The organism is Aliiglaciecola sp. LCG003 (genome assembly GCF_030316135.1).
GTDB lineage: Bacteria > Pseudomonadota > Gammaproteobacteria > Enterobacterales > Alteromonadaceae > Aliiglaciecola.
The window spans coordinates 1,329,232-1,345,909 of record NZ_CP128185.1; the positions used below are offsets into that span (position 1 = coordinate 1,329,232).

Here is a 16,678-nt window from a genome sequence, read left to right on the forward strand (position 1 = left end):
AGTTTTTCCGTGAGACTGTGACATACATTCTTGAGTGAACACGTGGAATATCTTTGTGCTGTAGTGCAAGTGCGTATTAATATTGTATTTATCAAAAAAGTTATTAAACCAATATTGACTGGTTGCTCACTTTGATCCAGTTTGCTTGTTAAGTTGTAAGGATTAAAGGTCTCAAAATCTTGGCTAATTCATGTTAGATTATGAAGATTAGATTATGAATGAAAGATTATGAAGACACCCATGCAAGCAAGATGAGATTATGAATGAGATTATGAAGACACCCATGCAAGCATGCCAGAAATTCCCCAAGGGAAAACATAGTGTTTAAAGATTCGGAGATTAAATGAACAACCAACAAAACTCTTCCATCACGCGCTTTTTACAGCTGGAATCGGCGGGAGGGATCCTGTTGATAATAGCTGCAGCCGTCGCCATTATTCTGGCTAATACACCACTCGACCGTTTCTATCAGTTACTACTTTCAACACCAGTTGAAGTTAAGATCGGTAGCCTAGAAATAGCTAAGCCTTTGCTGCTATGGATTAACGATGGCCTGATGGCAATATTCTTTTTCTTAGTGGGGCTTGAGTTAAAGCGAGAATTGATCGAAGGAGAACTCTCCGATAAACGCAATATCGTTTTGCCGGGTATTGGCGCTGTAGGGGGTATGCTAGTTCCAGCACTAATTTATGTATATTTCAATGCCGGTGATAGTGTTGCTATGAATGGTTGGGCCATCCCTGCTGCTACGGACATTGCATTTGCACTGGGCGTTCTAATGTTGCTAGGATCACGGGTACCTGTTGCGCTAAAAATATTCCTTACTTCATTAGCTATTTTTGATGATATCGGTGCTATCGTCATCATCGCTTTCTTCTATACCTCGAACATATCTGCAACTGCGTTAGTTGTAGCGGCCACGTGTATTGCCATCCTGTTTACCTTGAATAAGAAACACGTTACTTCGAAGAGCGCCTACATTTTAGTAGGTGTTATTATGTGGATAGCAACACTCAAATCTGGTGTTCACGCAACACTTGCCGGTGTGGTGTTGGCAATGTTTATACCTATGCGCGCGAAAGCTGACCCAAATATATCACCGCTCAAAAGTATGGAGCACGATTTACACTCCGTGGTTGCCTTTTTTGTACTCCCCGTTTTTGCCTTCGCTAATGCTGGTATAAGTATGACAGGTGTAGGGGTGGAGCAACTGTTGCATCCAGTGCCTGTGGGTATCGCGCTTGGATTGTTCCTTGGAAAGCAAATAGGCATATTTGGCCTGTGTTGGTTATGCATAAAATTAAAAGTGGCTAGGTTACCAGAAGGTATGAGTTGGTCGAGTTTGTACGGTACCTCCGCACTGTGTGGAATTGGTTTCACTATGAGTTTATTTGTAGGCTCACTGGCCTTTGAAGAAACCGGCGTTAACCTTTTATTTGATGAGAGATTAGGAATTATTGTTGGATCCCTGGCCTCCGGTATAGTTGGTTTTATCGTGCTGAAAATCAGTTTGAACTCAACTAGAACAGCTTAAGGGACTAGTCGCTAAGACGTGTCGAATTAGATGAGATGTCTTAGCGCTAAAGCTATAAACTATTTAACTATGGACATGCATCCTCATCATGGGCCATCCTCATCATGGACAGGCATATTAAATATCTTCTTGAAGAAGCTTGATTCTCCCATAAGCGTTGTATTTTAAGTTGGGATATCCATAAATTATGACTTTTTGCGCCAAATCAGTCTGAGTTAGCCAGCATTAAAGCTAAAGTTATGGTTGATACGAGTTTTAATTCAGCAGGAGCTCTCAAGCTCTGCAGTTGATTTTGGGAGTGAAAGATTTGCGTTGTGCTTAGGGAAAAACGGCTATGCCTAGGATACGTTTTCGCTTAGTGTGATGTTTATAGCGATTCATGGATTGGGGCTGACCAGCCGCGACACTAAAGCAGCTTTCAAAACATTGGCTTAGTGTTAGCCAATGGCTTTCATCTATACCTAAACGTCGCAAAATGGGAGACACAGTGATGTCAATCGTACCTGATTTTTGTGGGGCAATACACCGCCCGGTTGTCTCAACTAATTGAATGTAGTCGATTAAATCAAAATTCAATGCTGAAGGTTTGTTATTAGCATGATTTCCCACAAAAGGCATCAGTGCTCTAGGTTGATAGCCTTTTTTTAAACTGAGTATACGGCGTTGAATACTTGTGTGTTTAGATGTTTCAGGGAGCGTAGCCATGTTGACACGAATAGGGTTTAAATCCACATAAACCATACAGGCGGCTAACGCGTGTTCATCTAAGAGTGCCTGTGATTTAAACCGACCCTCCCAGAAATGACCGGTGCAGTTATCCTCAGCATTGGCTTGGCGTGCAATAGGCTCGTTGAGCTCACGCATAAACCAACTGATATCGAACAAACGTCGCCGGTATATTGCAATTGTCGAGTCCAAAGTTATTTGTTGAGCATTGTCTGTGGCTTCGCTGTCGTCATTCATAAATTGTTGTACGAGTAACGTGGTCTTATGCAATTTTTGCCAACGAATAATTACTTCTTGGTCACTAAGTTGCTTGGCTTCATCTTGATTCACATGCAATACAACATGGGTGTGATTACTCATCACCGCATATGCACAAACATCAATACAAAATACCCTTGATAAAAAGAGCAAACGGTCTTCAACCCATTGGCGGCGGTATTCATAGCTTTTGCCTGTGAGCATATCTTCCCCACACAAAAATGCACGACGAACACAGCGAGAAACGCAGTGGTAAAAGGGCGTATCAATCAAACTGATTTGGCGCTTTCTAGCTAGAGGCATTTGGTAGTCCTTGTCCAATTCCATTATTACAAGGTTAACGTAGTTCCTTTTTTTTCCAAGTCTAGTTTTAAAGTGGGTGTCCTGGTTAAAAGACTAGAAATATTTCTAGTCTTTTGGGGAGCGGATGGAAATTAGTTGCCCCAAATTTCGTTAACGAATTCAGGGTGATCGACAAATGGATTACGGTTGCCTTGGAATGATTCCGCCGCATCATTGCGATCCAATTCTTTTTGACTAACAGGATCTTGAGTATGCCATTTTTTAAGCAATGCTAGCATCCAAGCTTCAAATACCTGACTGCTGGTACCGTCTAAAGCCGCGTCTACATAGGTACTGTTGTTTTCCCATCCTGCGATGATGTTTTCATAACGAGTCGCCATATAGAAATAAGCACGAGCCAGATCACCTTTGAATTCATCTATAGGTTCAAAAACGGTACTCGTATAACCCTGTGCAGAGGTTCCACTGCCTAATAAAGAGCCATTTTGTGAGGTAAATGAAGCAGATGATACTTCACCGAAGGGATAGCTGCTGCGCTTAGAATTTACATAGCCATCAGTTGGGAATATGTGATGAACATCGGTATTCATTGGATTAACTGCACCGCCAAACCAACTTCTTGGGAATGAGTGCTCCCGATTGTAGCAACCCCCTTCACCCGAATAATTTCCGCATTGATCACTGACCAAAGTGAAGTTATACGGGTCACCTCCACCTGGAGATTCAGAATAAATATCAATGACGGAATTGTCATTTTCATAATATTTATCTGTTTCATTGGCAGTGTAAAATGTCCAAAGGTCACCATAAGATTTGGTGGTGTGGTTATTTACAATGTTATACAAGGCCGTTTTTAAATTATAGCCTGTTAAACCTGCAACTGATTGGTAATAGGTGCCTAAATCAGTACCGCCTCCTCCAGAGCCGCCACCGCTTGAACTGCCAAGGGTGAAGCTGCTTGCTTGGGAACTGGTAAAGCTGGCACCGTTTGCTACTACCGTCCCGCCAACTGCCAGACTATATGAGCCTGAGCCATAACTACAACAAATGCCATCTCCATAGGTGTCATTAATGGTAAAAGTGTAACTGTCGTCAGTTAGACAAACTTCCTCGGAGTAATTGGTATTGCTGGCATAACCAGAACCTGAAGCGACCACGCTGGCGCTGCTATTAGTGATTTGCCAACTGGTTTCGCTGCCATAATTGTCCGTCGTTAAACTTAAGGTACCTGAATTTGTAGCACAACCTGGAGTTACGGGTGAGCTATTGGTGGGAGCAAAGTCGTCAATGTAGACAACTTCAGATCCGTCAAATCCAGAGGTATCATAGAAACGCAGACCCACGTTAATCAACGTTGTACTGCTAGCAGTATAACTATAACTGATTTGTTGCCATTGATTGGTAGCCGACTCGTTGGAGTAGCCTTGATAACCGTTTACATATAAACGGGCTCGCACATTGCCTTCTGTATGGTAAACCCAGACGCTAAAGTCATAAGTTTGTCCTTGCGTGACGCTTACTGATTGTAGAAAGTCAGTAGAACCTTGTGTTGCCGTGTTGACGGATATCGCTGCAGCGCTGCTTCCTGAATGAACAATGTTACTCGATTCAGCTAGACTGATACCTGAATCTATCGTAGTCCAACTATCAGGCACATTGCCTGTCCAGTTTTCAAAATCTCCATTTTCTATATTTGCATAAGTCATTTGACTTACAATCATCATCCCTAATAACAACATACTTGTGTATCTTTTCATTTTATTCTCTTTTTTATTTTTTGATGTGTCATCAGTGTCTAGAGACTGCAATGGTTATTAAAAACCATAGCGGCTTAGATTCCCTATTATTGGTAGGGATTCTAGCGTGTACTTTTTTGACCGTTCAGTCAACGTTCGCATTGCTATTCTTTTATTTTTAAGGTGATGCTACTTGAGCAGGATTGGCTAACCTAACCTGCTCAGTTACATTTGGAGTGATTCGGGTCTGTCAGCTGCTAGGTTTCTTTGCTCGAATTTTTAGATGTGATGATTGCCCCAACAACTAGCATCACTGAGCATTTGAAAGAGCTTTGCATCTAGAAAACGCAAAGCGTCGAGTACTTATGCTGATGTTTATTGCTTTCACTATCCAATGTCAACTAGGGGCGATGCGTTGGTATTTAATAGTGTCGTTTAGCTCACTGTTAGGGTTAAAATTTTCAAGTTACTCTGACCCTCTTGATCCGACCCTCTTGATCCCTCTGACCCTCTTGATCCTGAATTTTGGGGATTAATAGGCTCTGCGAGTTGCTAAGGGTGCTTGATGACCTGACTTGTCACTTCGCCATCATGGAATTTGCTTGAAATCTGATCGCCTGCTTGTAACTCTTTGCTGCTTTTGACAATCTGGTTATCCTTAAAGGTAATACTGTAGCCTCTGGATAGCGTTGATAAAGGGCTGACCGTATCGAGTAATTGACTGGCTTTGGCCAATTGTAATTGACGTTGATTTAATAAAGTATGAGTGGCTTTGCTCAGCCGTTCTTGCAAATTTTGGGTAGTGCGAACATGTTGATTGACTATATTGGCCGGAGACTGTTTGTCGAGACGCTGACTTGCGCTGGCTAATCGTTGTTGCAGATTAGATTGCTGGCGATTAAAGCGATGCTCCAACGTCATTCGCAGTGTATCCAAGTGTTGATATTGCTGACGAATGCGATTTTCCGGATGAGTTAATTTTAATTTCTGTGCCATAAGTTGGGTATGATGCCCATAACCCTGAATATGCCGAAGAATACTTTGGCTTAGGCGCTTTTGCTGAGCGACAATACTTTGTAAAACATCTATTTGGTCACTACTGACCATCTCTGCAGCAGCGGAAGGGGTGGGGGCTCGCAGGTCTGCGACGAAATCGGCAATAGTGACATCTACCTCATGGCCCACTGCGCTAATAATCGGAATTGGGCAGATAAATATTTTTCTGGCCACCGCTTCATCATTAAAACACCACAAGTCTTCTAGCGAGCCGCCTCCGCGACCAACTATTAACACATCCACTTCGTTGCGTTGAATCGCTTTGTCCAACGCTTGGCAAATCAATGCAGGTGCAAGCTCCCCTTGTACCTGAGAAGGATAAACTATTACGTTTATAGCAGGGTTTCGCCGCTTAAGTACGGTTAATATATCATGTAAAGCTGCGCCTGTAGCCGAGGTGATCACTCCCACAGAATTAATAACTGAAGGCAGGCTTTGTTTGGTGTGTGTGGAGAATAAACCTTCAGCAGATAGCTTAATTTTCAACATCTCAAATTGCTGTTTAAGTTGGCCTTCGCCTTCAGGCTCCATGAAATCCACCACTAACTGGTAGTCGCCACGAGCTTCGTATATTCCGATGGTGGCACGGACTAGTATTTTGTCGCCTTCTTTGGGACGTAATTTGATCCGACTGTTGGCCCCTCGAAACATCGCAGCTTTTACTTGAGCACGGCTATCTTTTAACGTGAAATACCAATGGCCCGACGACGCCGCGACGAAATTTGAAATCTCTGCAGACAGCCACACTTGGCCAATTTCTGATTCGAGCACACTGCGCGCCATGCGATTTAATTGGCTAACGGTGAAGATATTTTTACTATTGCTGGATTGACTGAGCATGGGCGCCTTAAAAGTTTTGAAAATTTACTACAAATACAGTTTACCTGATTATACAAAACGGCTACAATCACGCCGCAACTAAAACCCGCTAAATATAGGTGTTGTTGCATGTTAAGGATTGCCAAAGAAGCCCTTACTTTTGATGATGTATTATTAGTACCAGGCCACTCTACAGTGTTACCCCATACTGCCGATCTGCGCACCAGATTGACCCGCAGTGTATCATTAAATATCCCCCTTATCTCTGCTGCGATGGACACCGTGTCTGAAGCGCGCCTTGCTATAGCGTTAGCCCAAGAAGGCGGCATGGGATTTATTCACAAAAATATGACTATCGAAGATCAAGCTAATCATGTTCGTGCAGTTAAAAAGTACGAAAGTGGTGTGGTGTCAGATCCGGTTACGGTCAATTCCAAAGCCACTATCGGTGAAATTAACACCTTGAGCAAGCATCATGGCTTTTCAGGTTTCCCCGTGGTGGACAAAGACAACAACTTAATAGGTATTGTCACAGGTCGTGATTTACGCTTTGAAAATAAGTTAGATCAGCCTATTACCAGCGTGATGACGCCCAAAGAGCGTTTGGTAACTGTTCCTGAAGGCGCCGCCTCAGATGAAGTCCTTGCCTTGATGCATGAACACCGGGTAGAGAAAATTCTGGTGGTAGATAGCGCATTTAAACTCAAAGGCTTGATCACTGTTAAAGATTTCCAAAAAGCAGAAAGCAAACCCAATGCCTGTAAAGATCAGCTTGGACGATTACGTGTAGGTGCCGCTGTAGGTGTCGGTCCTGGGACTAAAGAGCGAATTGAAGCCTTGGTTGAAGCAGGTGTAGATGTATTATTGATTGATACCTCTCATGGTCATTCCCAAGGAGTGATCGACCGAGTAGCTGAAACGCGAAAAGCCTTCCCTGATATCCAGATAATTGCTGGAAACGTAGCAACCGCCGAGGGTGCTCTTGCACTAGCCGATGCAGGCGTTGATGCGGTTAAAGTTGGCATTGGCCCTGGCTCTATCTGTACCACTCGTATTGTTACCGGCTGTGGAGTGCCACAGATTACGGCCATCGCTGACGCAGTCGAGGCACTGAAAGATCGCGACATTCCCGTTATTGCCGATGGTGGCATACGTTTTTCTGGTGATATTGCCAAAGCATTAGTCGCTGGGGCAAGTTGTGTCATGGTCGGCAGTATGTTGGCTGGTACCGAAGAAGCTCCGGGCGAAGTAGAGCTATATCAAGGACGTTACTACAAATCTTATCGCGGAATGGGCTCGTTAGGTGCAATGAACCAAAGCCATGGTTCATCTGATCGATATTTCCAAGACAGCAAGAATGAAGAGAAATTAGTGCCTGAAGGAATCGAAGGCCGAGTTGCTTATAAAGGGCCGATTTCTAATATTATTCATCAACAAATGGGTGGCTTACGCTCAGCAATGGGCTTAACGGGCAGTGCGACTATTGAAGTACTGCGCACCAAGCCACAATTTGTCAAAGTGACAGCGGCAGGCATGGGTGAATCTCATGTCCATGATGTCAGCATCACTAAAGAAGCGCCAAACTATCGTTTAGGTTAGTCAACGCATGCTTTATCTTCACGGGCGGTAAGTGCCACTTCCGCCTGTTTTTCGTTTTATCTATATGAGAATGTCCATGACCACTAATATTCATCAACAACGCATATTAATTCTAGATTTTGGTTCTCAGTACACCCAGCTCATTGCGCGCCGAGTGCGTGAAATAGGGGTCTATTGTGAGCTTTGGGCATGGGATGTAACAGAAGAGCAAATTAAAGAATTCAAGCCCAACGGAATTATTCTTTCCGGTGGTCCAGAGTCCGTTACTGAAGAAAACTCACCACGTGCACCGCAATATGTGTTTGAGGCCGGAGTACCCGTATTTGGTATTTGCTACGGTATGCAAACTATGGCTGAGCAGCTTGGTGGACAAGTACTCGGCTCGGATAAACGTGAATTTGGCTATGCGCAGGTTGAAGTTATTGAAAAAATGCCATTGCTAGCTAATATCGAAGATCACATTGCCGAGAACGGAAACGGTTTACTTGATGTCTGGATGAGCCACGGTGACAAAGTTTTGGAAATACCTGAAGGCTTCGTCACGGCTGCGCAGACACCAAGTTGCCCCCATGCTGCCATGTATGACGCATCACGTCATTTCTACGGTGTTCAATTTCATCCAGAGGTAACCCATACGCGCCAAGGGCTGCGTATATTAAGCCACTTTGTAATGGATATTTGTGGCTGTGAGAAGCTATGGACACCTGCCAGTATCATTGAAGATGCTATTGAACGTATCAAAGAGAAAGTCGGCGACGATGAAGTCATTTTGGGCCTATCTGGTGGAGTAGACTCTTCGGTTACCGCCATGTTGCTGCATCGTGCAATTGGTAAAAAGCTAACCTGTGTATTCGTTGATAATGGCTTGCTGCGCTTAAACGAAGGACAGCAAGTGATGGATATGTTTGGTGATCACTTCGGACTAAATATTATCAAAATTGAAGCCGAAGATCGCTTCTTGGCCGCCCTGCAAGGCGAACAGGATCCCGAGTCTAAACGTAAAATAATCGGCCGTGAATTTGTCGGTGTGTTTGATGAAGAATCCCAGAAACTGGAAAACGCCAAATGGTTGGCCCAAGGTACTATCTATCCTGATGTGATCGAATCTGCCGGCTCTGCCACAGGTAAGGCACATGTCATTAAGTCCCATCATAACGTGGGTGGGTTACCGGCCAATATGAAAATGGGACTGGTTGAACCATTACGTGAACTGTTTAAGGACGAAGTGCGTAAGGTAGGTTTAGAACTGGGTTTGCCCTACGATATGTTGTATCGCCATCCTTTCCCAGGACCTGGTTTAGGTGTTCGAGTGTTAGGAGAAATTAAAAAAACCTACTGTGATCTATTGCGCCGCGCAGATGCTATCTTTATCGAAGAATTACATGCTGCCGACTTATATCATAAAGTCAGCCAAGCTTTTACTGTGTTTTTACCGGTGCGTTCGGTTGGTGTTATGGGCGATGCCCGTAAATATGATTGGGTGGTTTCACTTAGAGCAGTAGAAACCATAGATTTTATGACTGCACATTGGGCCCATTTACCTTATGACTTTTTAGGTAAAGTATCGAATCGTATTATCAATGAAATTGATGGTATATCTCGTGTGGTATACGACATATCCGGCAAGCCGCCGGCTACCATTGAGTGGGAATAACCAGTAGTTAACTGAAAAGCTATTTGCTTAAACCAAATAAGGCGCATCCACTGTATGCGCCTTATTTTTGTTTAATAGAGTTGATGTTATGCGGCCTTATTGCGACCTAAATTATCAAATTCGCGCTTTAGATTGTACTTTTCATCAGTGACTATGGCTTCCAGCACTGCGATGCGCTCTTGCATGCTTTGTAGTTGGTGCAGCATCTCTTGATTATGAATGTCAGCCTGCTTAGGGCTGGCTTCTGGTTTAACTTTCTTGCTTCTGTCGGTCAATTTGACTATTGTCCAGCAAATAAGAGCGATAATTGCGATTGCGGTCAGATTCATGGGGTGGTTCTCCTGTGGCGTAAAATCACGATGCGTTTTAAATAAATTTCTTAATATAAAATATCTATTGCATAATTCTCACCAATATAAAAATTATCAATTAAAACAGTTTGTTAGCTATTTTGCGCACTATTTAGTTACTAGATACTTAGTAAATATAGCTAATAAGTAAGCAAAATGACTAACCATCAGAGTAAAAATAAACGATTAGTGGCAACCCATGATAAATTCGACTGATGATGAAAAATGGATGCGATATGCATTGCAATTGGCTGATAATGCACAAGATATGGGAGAAATTCCGGTAGGTGCGGTATTAATCAAAGATAATAAGGTGATTGGCGAAGGCTGGAACCAGTCAATTAGCCAACATGATCCCTCTGCCCATGCCGAGATGTTAGCGATACGTAGCGCCGGGCAAAGCTTACAAAATTATCGTATGCTGGATACCACCCTCTATGTCACTTTAGAGCCCTGTCCGATGTGTGCAGGTTTACTGGTGCACAGTCGCATTCAACGTGTTGTGTATGGTGCGGCTGATTATAAAACCGGATGTGCAGGGAGTTTGATGAACCTGCTTAACGATCCACGATTCAATCACCAAATAGAAGTGGTGTCTGGAATACTAGGGGAACAATGCGCCGAAAAGCTATCTGCATTTTTTAAATTAAGACGACAGCAGATCAAAGCTCAAAGGCAACTAGCCAATAAGTAATAGCAATTAACTGGCTTCGGCAAACAATTCCTGCGCATCAAATTGCAAATATTGCTGACGACGCAAGATGACTTTTTGATGTAAGCGTTTGACCATTAGCCGTCGACGGCTGCCATTGTTCAAACGATTACGTTGTGAAAACACATTTCTTTTTTTCATTATATTCTCCATTCCTATTAAAAAATCGAACTCCTTGGTGTAATACTAAGGTACCTTAATTCAGACAGTCATTTCTACCAGAAAGTTTCAATAATGAAAACAATAAAACGAATGTTTCATGATTTTCATTGTCTGACGAATTCAGGCTGCCATACCAGCATGAAACTAATATGACAGCGAGCAGGGAAGTAGTGTGTTGAAGAGGTTGTGCACTGAACTAAGGGTTCAAGGTGTTATTCAGTGTCTTCACTTGTCGCTATTTGTGCTTCGTCAAGGGTGAGGGGGTCTTGTTCATCTATCCATACTAAAGTGTCATAGTAGCGGCGAATGTTATCCACGTAGCTGACGGCCTCATCGCCGCGGGCATAACCGTAACGAGTAGTTTTGTAGTACTTTTTCTGACGCAGTTGTGGCAAACGTTTTTTAACGTCGATCCACATGTCTGGGTTTCCACCTTGTTTTTGGGTCAAAACTCTTGCATCTTCCAAGTGTCCAAGGCCTATATTGTAAGCCGCTAGCGCAAACCATATTCGGTCCGGCTCTTGAATTCGGGCGGGGATTCGTTTGAGTAATTGACTGAAATAATCAGTGCCACCACGTATGCTTTGCTCAGGATCAAGTCGGGAGGTGATATCCAAATCTCGGGCAGTGGCTAAGGTTAGCATCATCATGCCACGCACACCGGTAGCCGATTTGGCTTGCGGGTCCCAGTGACTTTCTTGATAACTCATGGCTGCTAACAAACGCCAATCGATATCATTAGCGTATTGCTCAAACAAGTGACGATAGGTTGGCAACACGGTTCGGGCGGAACGAATAAACTCACGGGTATCAACGTAATTGAATAGTCGGACATGACCGAAATACTTATCTTCCAAAGCAGCTAAACGACCATTGGTCTGAATTTGGCCGAAATATTCAATCAATGCGGCCAACAAAGAATCATCCTGCGCTTTATCTAATGCCCAAGCCACGCCTTGTTCTTGATTGATGGTAAAACCAATGCTTAACTCGGGATGGCGTCTGCGCAGCACAGCCAAGATGTTTGAGTCGACAATGGTGTAAGCGAGTTCATCGTTTAACACCATCTCCATTAATTCTTCAGCGTCTTTTTCGTCAGTTTCTTGCCAATTGAGATTTGGATGAAAGGGTTTAAAGGTGCGCAATGTTTCGGCGTGACTGCTGCCAGCAATGACTAATATATCTTCGGTTAAATCCACTGCCGAGCGAGGACGGACATTCCCCTGTTTAAAGACCAACTTCTGGCTAACATTTTGATAGGCAGGGCCGAAGCGGAATTGTTCATAGCGTTCTGGGGTGACACTGATACCGGCTGCAATTAAATCTAAGTGATGATGACTAAGTTGTGGGAATAACTCGTTCAAAGTGTAATAAGGGAAGACTTCCAATCTCACTCCCAAGTATTCGGCAAAGCCTTCGGCCAGTTCATATTCAAAGCCTTCAGGTCCAGTAGCGCCATTAAAATAGGTGGTGAGACCATAATTGGTGCCAACCTTCAGAACGCCATCATCAAGGATGCGCTCGAGGGTACTGGTTGGACGCGTTTTTTCGCAAGCTGATAAAAATATCAACAACCACAGCAGTACAAATGTGCCTAAACCTTTTTTCACTGGCGACCTTTTTTTCACATCGAGAGGTCTATTGTGACTAAATTGTTGCAGTTCATCTACTGGAATAATAAATTTGTGCATAAAAGCGTAAAAACCGAGCTGTTTGCGCTTATCAATGGACTGATTTTACTCTATAATTCGCGCCTCAAATCTTCTTGAAAACGTGAATGATGTCAAACTGTTTTGGTACATTCCACTAACCTTGGTGATAGCCTTATGCTAGTCCTTCGCGGTGCACCTGCGCTTTCTGAATTTCGTCTGAATAAATTACTTGAACGCTTCGCTGCTCAATCGTTACCGATTTCTGCTGTCTATGCTGAATTTGTCCACTTTAGTCATTTAAATGGCCAGCTCAACAATAGCGAACAACAGGTACTTGAACAATTATTGACTTATGGACCTGCTATTCAAGCTCACGAACCGGCGGGAAGCCTAATGTTAGTCGTGCCACGTCCTGGGACTATTTCACCCTGGTCATCTAAAGCCACTGATATTGCACATAATTGTGGGTTAACTCAAATACACAGAATCGAACGTGGTTGCGCTTACTATTTACAGATTGATGGAAATTTATCGGCATCGCAAGGTGTTCAGGTTAATGAGATCATCCATGATCGAATGACTGAAGTGGTAATGGCCGAATTGCAGGATGCTAACGTGTTATTTAAGGCTGAGCAGCCTAAACCTTTTACTAGTGTGGATATATTAGCTGGCGGACGAGATGCATTGGTCAAGGCCAATACTCAAATGGGATTGGCGCTGGCTGAAGATGAAATTGATTATTTGGTAGAGAATTTCCAACGCTTAGGTCGTAATCCGAATGACATTGAATTATATATGTTCGCGCAGGCCAATTCAGAACATTGTCGGCACAAAATTTTTAATGCTGACTGGACCATCGATGGGATAAAACAGCCCAAGTCGTTATTCAAAATGATTAAGAACACTTATGAACTGAATCCCGACTTTGTGCATTCTGCCTACAAAGATAATGCCGCTGTAATGGAAGGTTGGGAAGCGGGCCGTTTCTTCCCTGATCCGATTTCACATGAGTACGACTATCATCATGAAAATATTGATATTTTGATGAAAGTTGAAACCCATAATCATCCAACGGCTATATCACCTTTTTCCGGTGCAGCCACCGGTTCCGGTGGGGAAATACGCGATGAAGGTGCTACCGGTAGAGGCTCTAAACCCAAAGCGGGCTTGGTAGGATTTACCGTTTCAAACCTATGTATCCCAGGATTTGAACAACCTTGGGAACAGCCATATGGTAAGCCAGGGCGTATTGTCAACGCGTTAGAAATTATGCAGCAGGGTCCGTTGGGCGGCGCTGCATTTAACAACGAATTTGGTCGTCCCAATATATTGGGTTACTTCCGTACTTTCGAGCAACAGGTGAATAGTTTCAATGGCGAAGAAGTGCGCGGTTATCACAAGCCGATTATGTTGGCCGGTGGTTTAGGCAATATTCGCAGTACCCATACTCAAAAAGGTGAAATTACCGTTGGCGCAAAACTCATTGCCCTCGGTGGACCAGCCATGAACATCGGCTTAGGCGGCGGCGCTGCTTCGTCTATGGCCTCAGGTCAATCCAATGAAGATTTAGATTTTGCCTCAGTACAGCGAGATAATCCGGAGATGGAAAGACGATGCCAAGAAGTGATTGACCGTTGCTGGCAGTTAGGCGAAAACAACCCTATTCAATTCATCCATGATGTAGGCGCGGGTGGCTTATCCAATGCCTTCCCAGAGCTAGTGAACGACGGTGGACGGGGCGCTAACTTCGAGCTACGTAATGTGCCTAATGATGAACCGGGTATGGCCCCCCATGAAATCTGGTGTAATGAATCTCAAGAGCGTTATGTGCTGTCGGTTGCACCTGCCAATTTAGCGTTGTTCGAGTCTATTTGTCGCCGTGAAAGAGCACCGTTTGCTGTGGTGGGTGAGGCAATTGAAGCCCCTCATTTAAGCTTAAACGACAATCACTTTGATAATAAGCCGATTGATTTACCGTTAGATGTTTTGTTGGGTAAAGCGCCTAAGATGCACTGTGACGTTACCTCTAGCCAAGCTAAGGGTGATGATTTTGATTCAGCCACGATTGAACTGACGGATGCGGCTGAGCGGATTTTACGTTTACCCACAGTGGCGGAAAAAACCTTCTTGATTACCATCGGTGATCGCTCGGTAACAGGTTTAGTTAACCGCGATCAAATGGTAGGACCTTGGCAAATTCCAGTGGCAGATGTGGCCGTAACCGCATCATCTTTCGACAGTTATCAGGGCGAAGCCATGGCGCTGGGTGAAAGAACCCCCATAGCTTTATTAAACCATGCTGCATCGGCGCGGATGGCAGTGGGTGAGTCTTTAACCAATATTGCCGCTGCCGATATTGGTTCATTAAACCGCATTAAACTATCTGCCAACTGGATGGCTGCAGCGGGTCACCCTGGAGAGGATGCCGGATTATACGAAGCAGTTAAAGCCGTCGGAGAAGAGTTATGTCCAGAGCTGGGCCTAACCATTCCGGTGGGTAAAGATTCAATGTCGATGAAAACCCAGTGGCAGGAAAACGGTCAAAGTAAGTCGGTTACCTCACCGCTTTCTCTGGTTATCACTGCATTTGGTGCGGTCAAAGATATTCGTAATACCTTAACCCCGCAGCTAAGAACAGACAAAGGACCTAGTAAGTTATTGTTGATTGATTTGGGCTGTGGGCAAAACCGCTTAGGCGGGTCTTGCTTAGCACAGGTTTATCAACATTTGGGTCGAGTGACGCCTGATGTAGACCAAAGTAAATTATTGAAAGGCTTCTTCAACAGTATCCAAACTCTTGTCAGTGATCAGTTATTGTTGGCCTACCATGACCGTTCTGATGGTGGCTTGTTCACTACATTGGTTGAAATGGCGTTTGCAGGGCATACGGGCATTGACATTGATATCTCGGCACTGGTTGGAGACAACGCGGCGGTATTGTTCAATGAAGAATTAGGTGCAGTGATCCAAGTGCGTGAATCTGACCTTGATACTGTGACCCAAACGCTACAGCAGCATGGTTTAACAGAATGTGTTCATGTTGTGGGTAGCATTAGCACTGATGATCGCATTGTGATCACCCGCGATGGCAACACTTTGATTAAACAATCAAGGGGTTACTATCGCCAAATATGGGCAGAAACTACCGACCAAATGCAGCGTCTTCGTGATAATCCAGACTGCGTTGCCCAAGAATGGGCGGCGAAATCAGATGATGCCGATCCGGGCCTACACAGTGAACTTACGTTTGATATTAATCAGGATGTGGCTGCACCTTATATCGCTAAAGGGCTATTACCGCGGGTGGCGATTTTGCGCGAGCAAGGGGTCAACTCACATTCTGAAATGGCTGCTGCATTTAACCGTGCCGGTTTTAGCGCCATCGATGTTCACATGAGTGATATTTTAAACCAGAAGGTCGATCTCGAGCAATTCGCTGGGCTGGTAGCCTGCGGTGGTTTCTCTTACGGTGATGTGTTGGGAGCGGGTGAGGGTTGGGCTAAATCTATTTTATTTAATCCTCAGGCAAGGGAGCAGTTTGCACAATTTTTCGAGCGCTCTAATACCTTTAGTTTAGGGGTGTGTAACGGTTGCCAAATGTTATCAAATCTTAAATCACTTATTCCAGGTGCGGATTTGTGGCCGCATTTTGTCACCAATCGTTCGGAACGATTCGAAGCGCGGGTGGCGATGTTGGAAGTTCAGCAAAGCGACTCAATATTCTTCCAAGGCATGCAGGGCTCGAGAATGCCTATCGCGGTATCTCATGGCGAGGGTAGAGCAGAGTTCAAACATACGGGTCATTTGAGACAAGTGCAAAATAGCAGTGCGGTGGCGCTAAGGTACATTGATAATTACGCAAATGTGACCGAACAGTATCCGGCTAACCCTAACGGCTCACCGGATGGGATTACCGGTCTAACCTCAACTGACGGTAGGGCTACTATCATGATGCCACACCCTGAGCGAGTATTCAGAGCCGTGGCTAACTCGTGGCAAGCCGATGATTGGCAAGAAGATAGTCCATGGATGCGGATGTTTAGAAATGCCAGAGTATTTGCAGGTTAATCCTAGAGCATAGTATATAGAGGGCGAATGAATAGTTTTTAGCGCTTCG

Annotated in this window: 11 protein-coding genes; 5 read left to right on the forward strand and 6 right to left on the reverse strand. The window is 44.2% G+C overall.

Annotation, left to right across the window (positions count from 1 at the left end):
• Positions 1 to 343: 343 nt before the first annotated feature.
• On the forward strand, positions 344 to 1,534 hold the full coding sequence (gene nhaA, locus QR722_RS05625) for a Na+/H+ antiporter NhaA (RefSeq protein ID WP_286286071.1): 1,191 nt from the start codon (positions 344 to 346) through the stop codon (positions 1,532 to 1,534).
• Between the two features lie 318 nt (positions 1,535 to 1,852).
• On the opposite strand, the gene QR722_RS05630 is transcribed toward nhaA, so the two are convergent.
• From QR722_RS05630 to xseA, 3 genes are all read right to left on the reverse strand, one after another.
• On the reverse strand, positions 1,853 to 2,821 hold the full coding sequence (locus QR722_RS05630) for a transposase (protein WP_286286072.1): 969 nt from the start codon (positions 2,819 to 2,821) through the stop codon (positions 1,853 to 1,855).
• A 131-nt stretch (positions 2,822 to 2,952) separates the two neighbouring features.
• Entirely contained in the window at positions 2,953 to 4,578 is a 1,626-nt protein-coding gene (locus tag QR722_RS05635) for an endonuclease (RefSeq protein ID WP_286286074.1), read from the reverse strand.
• A 531-nt stretch (positions 4,579 to 5,109) separates the two neighbouring features.
• Positions 5,110 to 6,453: an exodeoxyribonuclease VII large subunit gene (xseA, locus tag QR722_RS05640; RefSeq protein ID WP_286286075.1), complete on the reverse strand. Its 1,344-nt coding sequence runs from the start codon at positions 6,451 to 6,453 to the stop codon at positions 5,110 to 5,112.
• Between the two features lie 108 nt (positions 6,454 to 6,561).
• On the opposite strand from xseA, the gene guaB reads away from it, so the two are divergent.
• Positions 6,562 to 8,031 (forward strand): IMP dehydrogenase, encoded by a 1,470-nt coding sequence (guaB, locus tag QR722_RS05645; protein WP_286286077.1) that lies wholly within the window; start codon positions 6,562 to 6,564, stop codon positions 8,029 to 8,031.
• A gap of 76 nt (positions 8,032 to 8,107) precedes the next feature.
• Entirely contained in the window at positions 8,108 to 9,685 is a 1,578-nt protein-coding gene (gene guaA, locus QR722_RS05650) for a glutamine-hydrolyzing GMP synthase (RefSeq protein WP_286286079.1), read from the forward strand.
• 86 nt (positions 9,686 to 9,771) lie between these two features.
• Here guaA and QR722_RS05655 read toward each other — a convergent pair whose 3' ends face one another.
• Positions 9,772 to 10,014, reverse strand: a complete 243-nt coding sequence (locus QR722_RS05655; RefSeq protein ID WP_286286081.1) for a hypothetical protein — start codon at positions 10,012 to 10,014, stop codon at positions 9,772 to 9,774.
• Between the two features lie 220 nt (positions 10,015 to 10,234).
• Here QR722_RS05655 and tadA point away from each other — a divergent pair, with 220 nt between their 5' ends.
• Positions 10,235 to 10,729, forward strand: a complete 495-nt coding sequence (tadA, locus tag QR722_RS05660; protein WP_286286083.1) for a tRNA adenosine(34) deaminase TadA — start codon at positions 10,235 to 10,237, stop codon at positions 10,727 to 10,729.
• 6 nt (positions 10,730 to 10,735) lie between these two features.
• Here the strand turns inward: tadA and QR722_RS05665 are convergent, their stop codons facing one another.
• Both QR722_RS05665 and mltF read right to left on the reverse strand, forming a co-directional pair.
• Complete coding sequence (locus tag QR722_RS05665; protein ID WP_286286085.1) at positions 10,736 to 10,888, reverse strand: hypothetical protein; 153 nt, start codon at positions 10,886 to 10,888, stop codon at positions 10,736 to 10,738.
• Positions 10,889 to 11,121: 233 nt separating this feature from the next.
• The gene (mltF, locus tag QR722_RS05670; protein WP_286286087.1) at positions 11,122 to 12,600 is read right to left on the reverse strand and encodes a membrane-bound lytic murein transglycosylase MltF; all 1,479 of its coding nucleotides are present in this window, start codon (positions 12,598 to 12,600) and stop codon (positions 11,122 to 11,124) included.
• 135 nt (positions 12,601 to 12,735) lie between these two features.
• On the opposite strand from mltF, the gene purL reads away from it, so the two are divergent.
• Positions 12,736 to 16,629 carry a phosphoribosylformylglycinamidine synthase gene (purL, locus tag QR722_RS05675; RefSeq protein WP_286286089.1) on the forward strand — a complete coding sequence of 1,298 codons (3,894 nt, stop codon included), beginning with the start codon at positions 12,736 to 12,738 and terminating at the stop codon, positions 16,627 to 16,629.
• Positions 16,630 to 16,678: the final 49 nt, after the last annotated feature.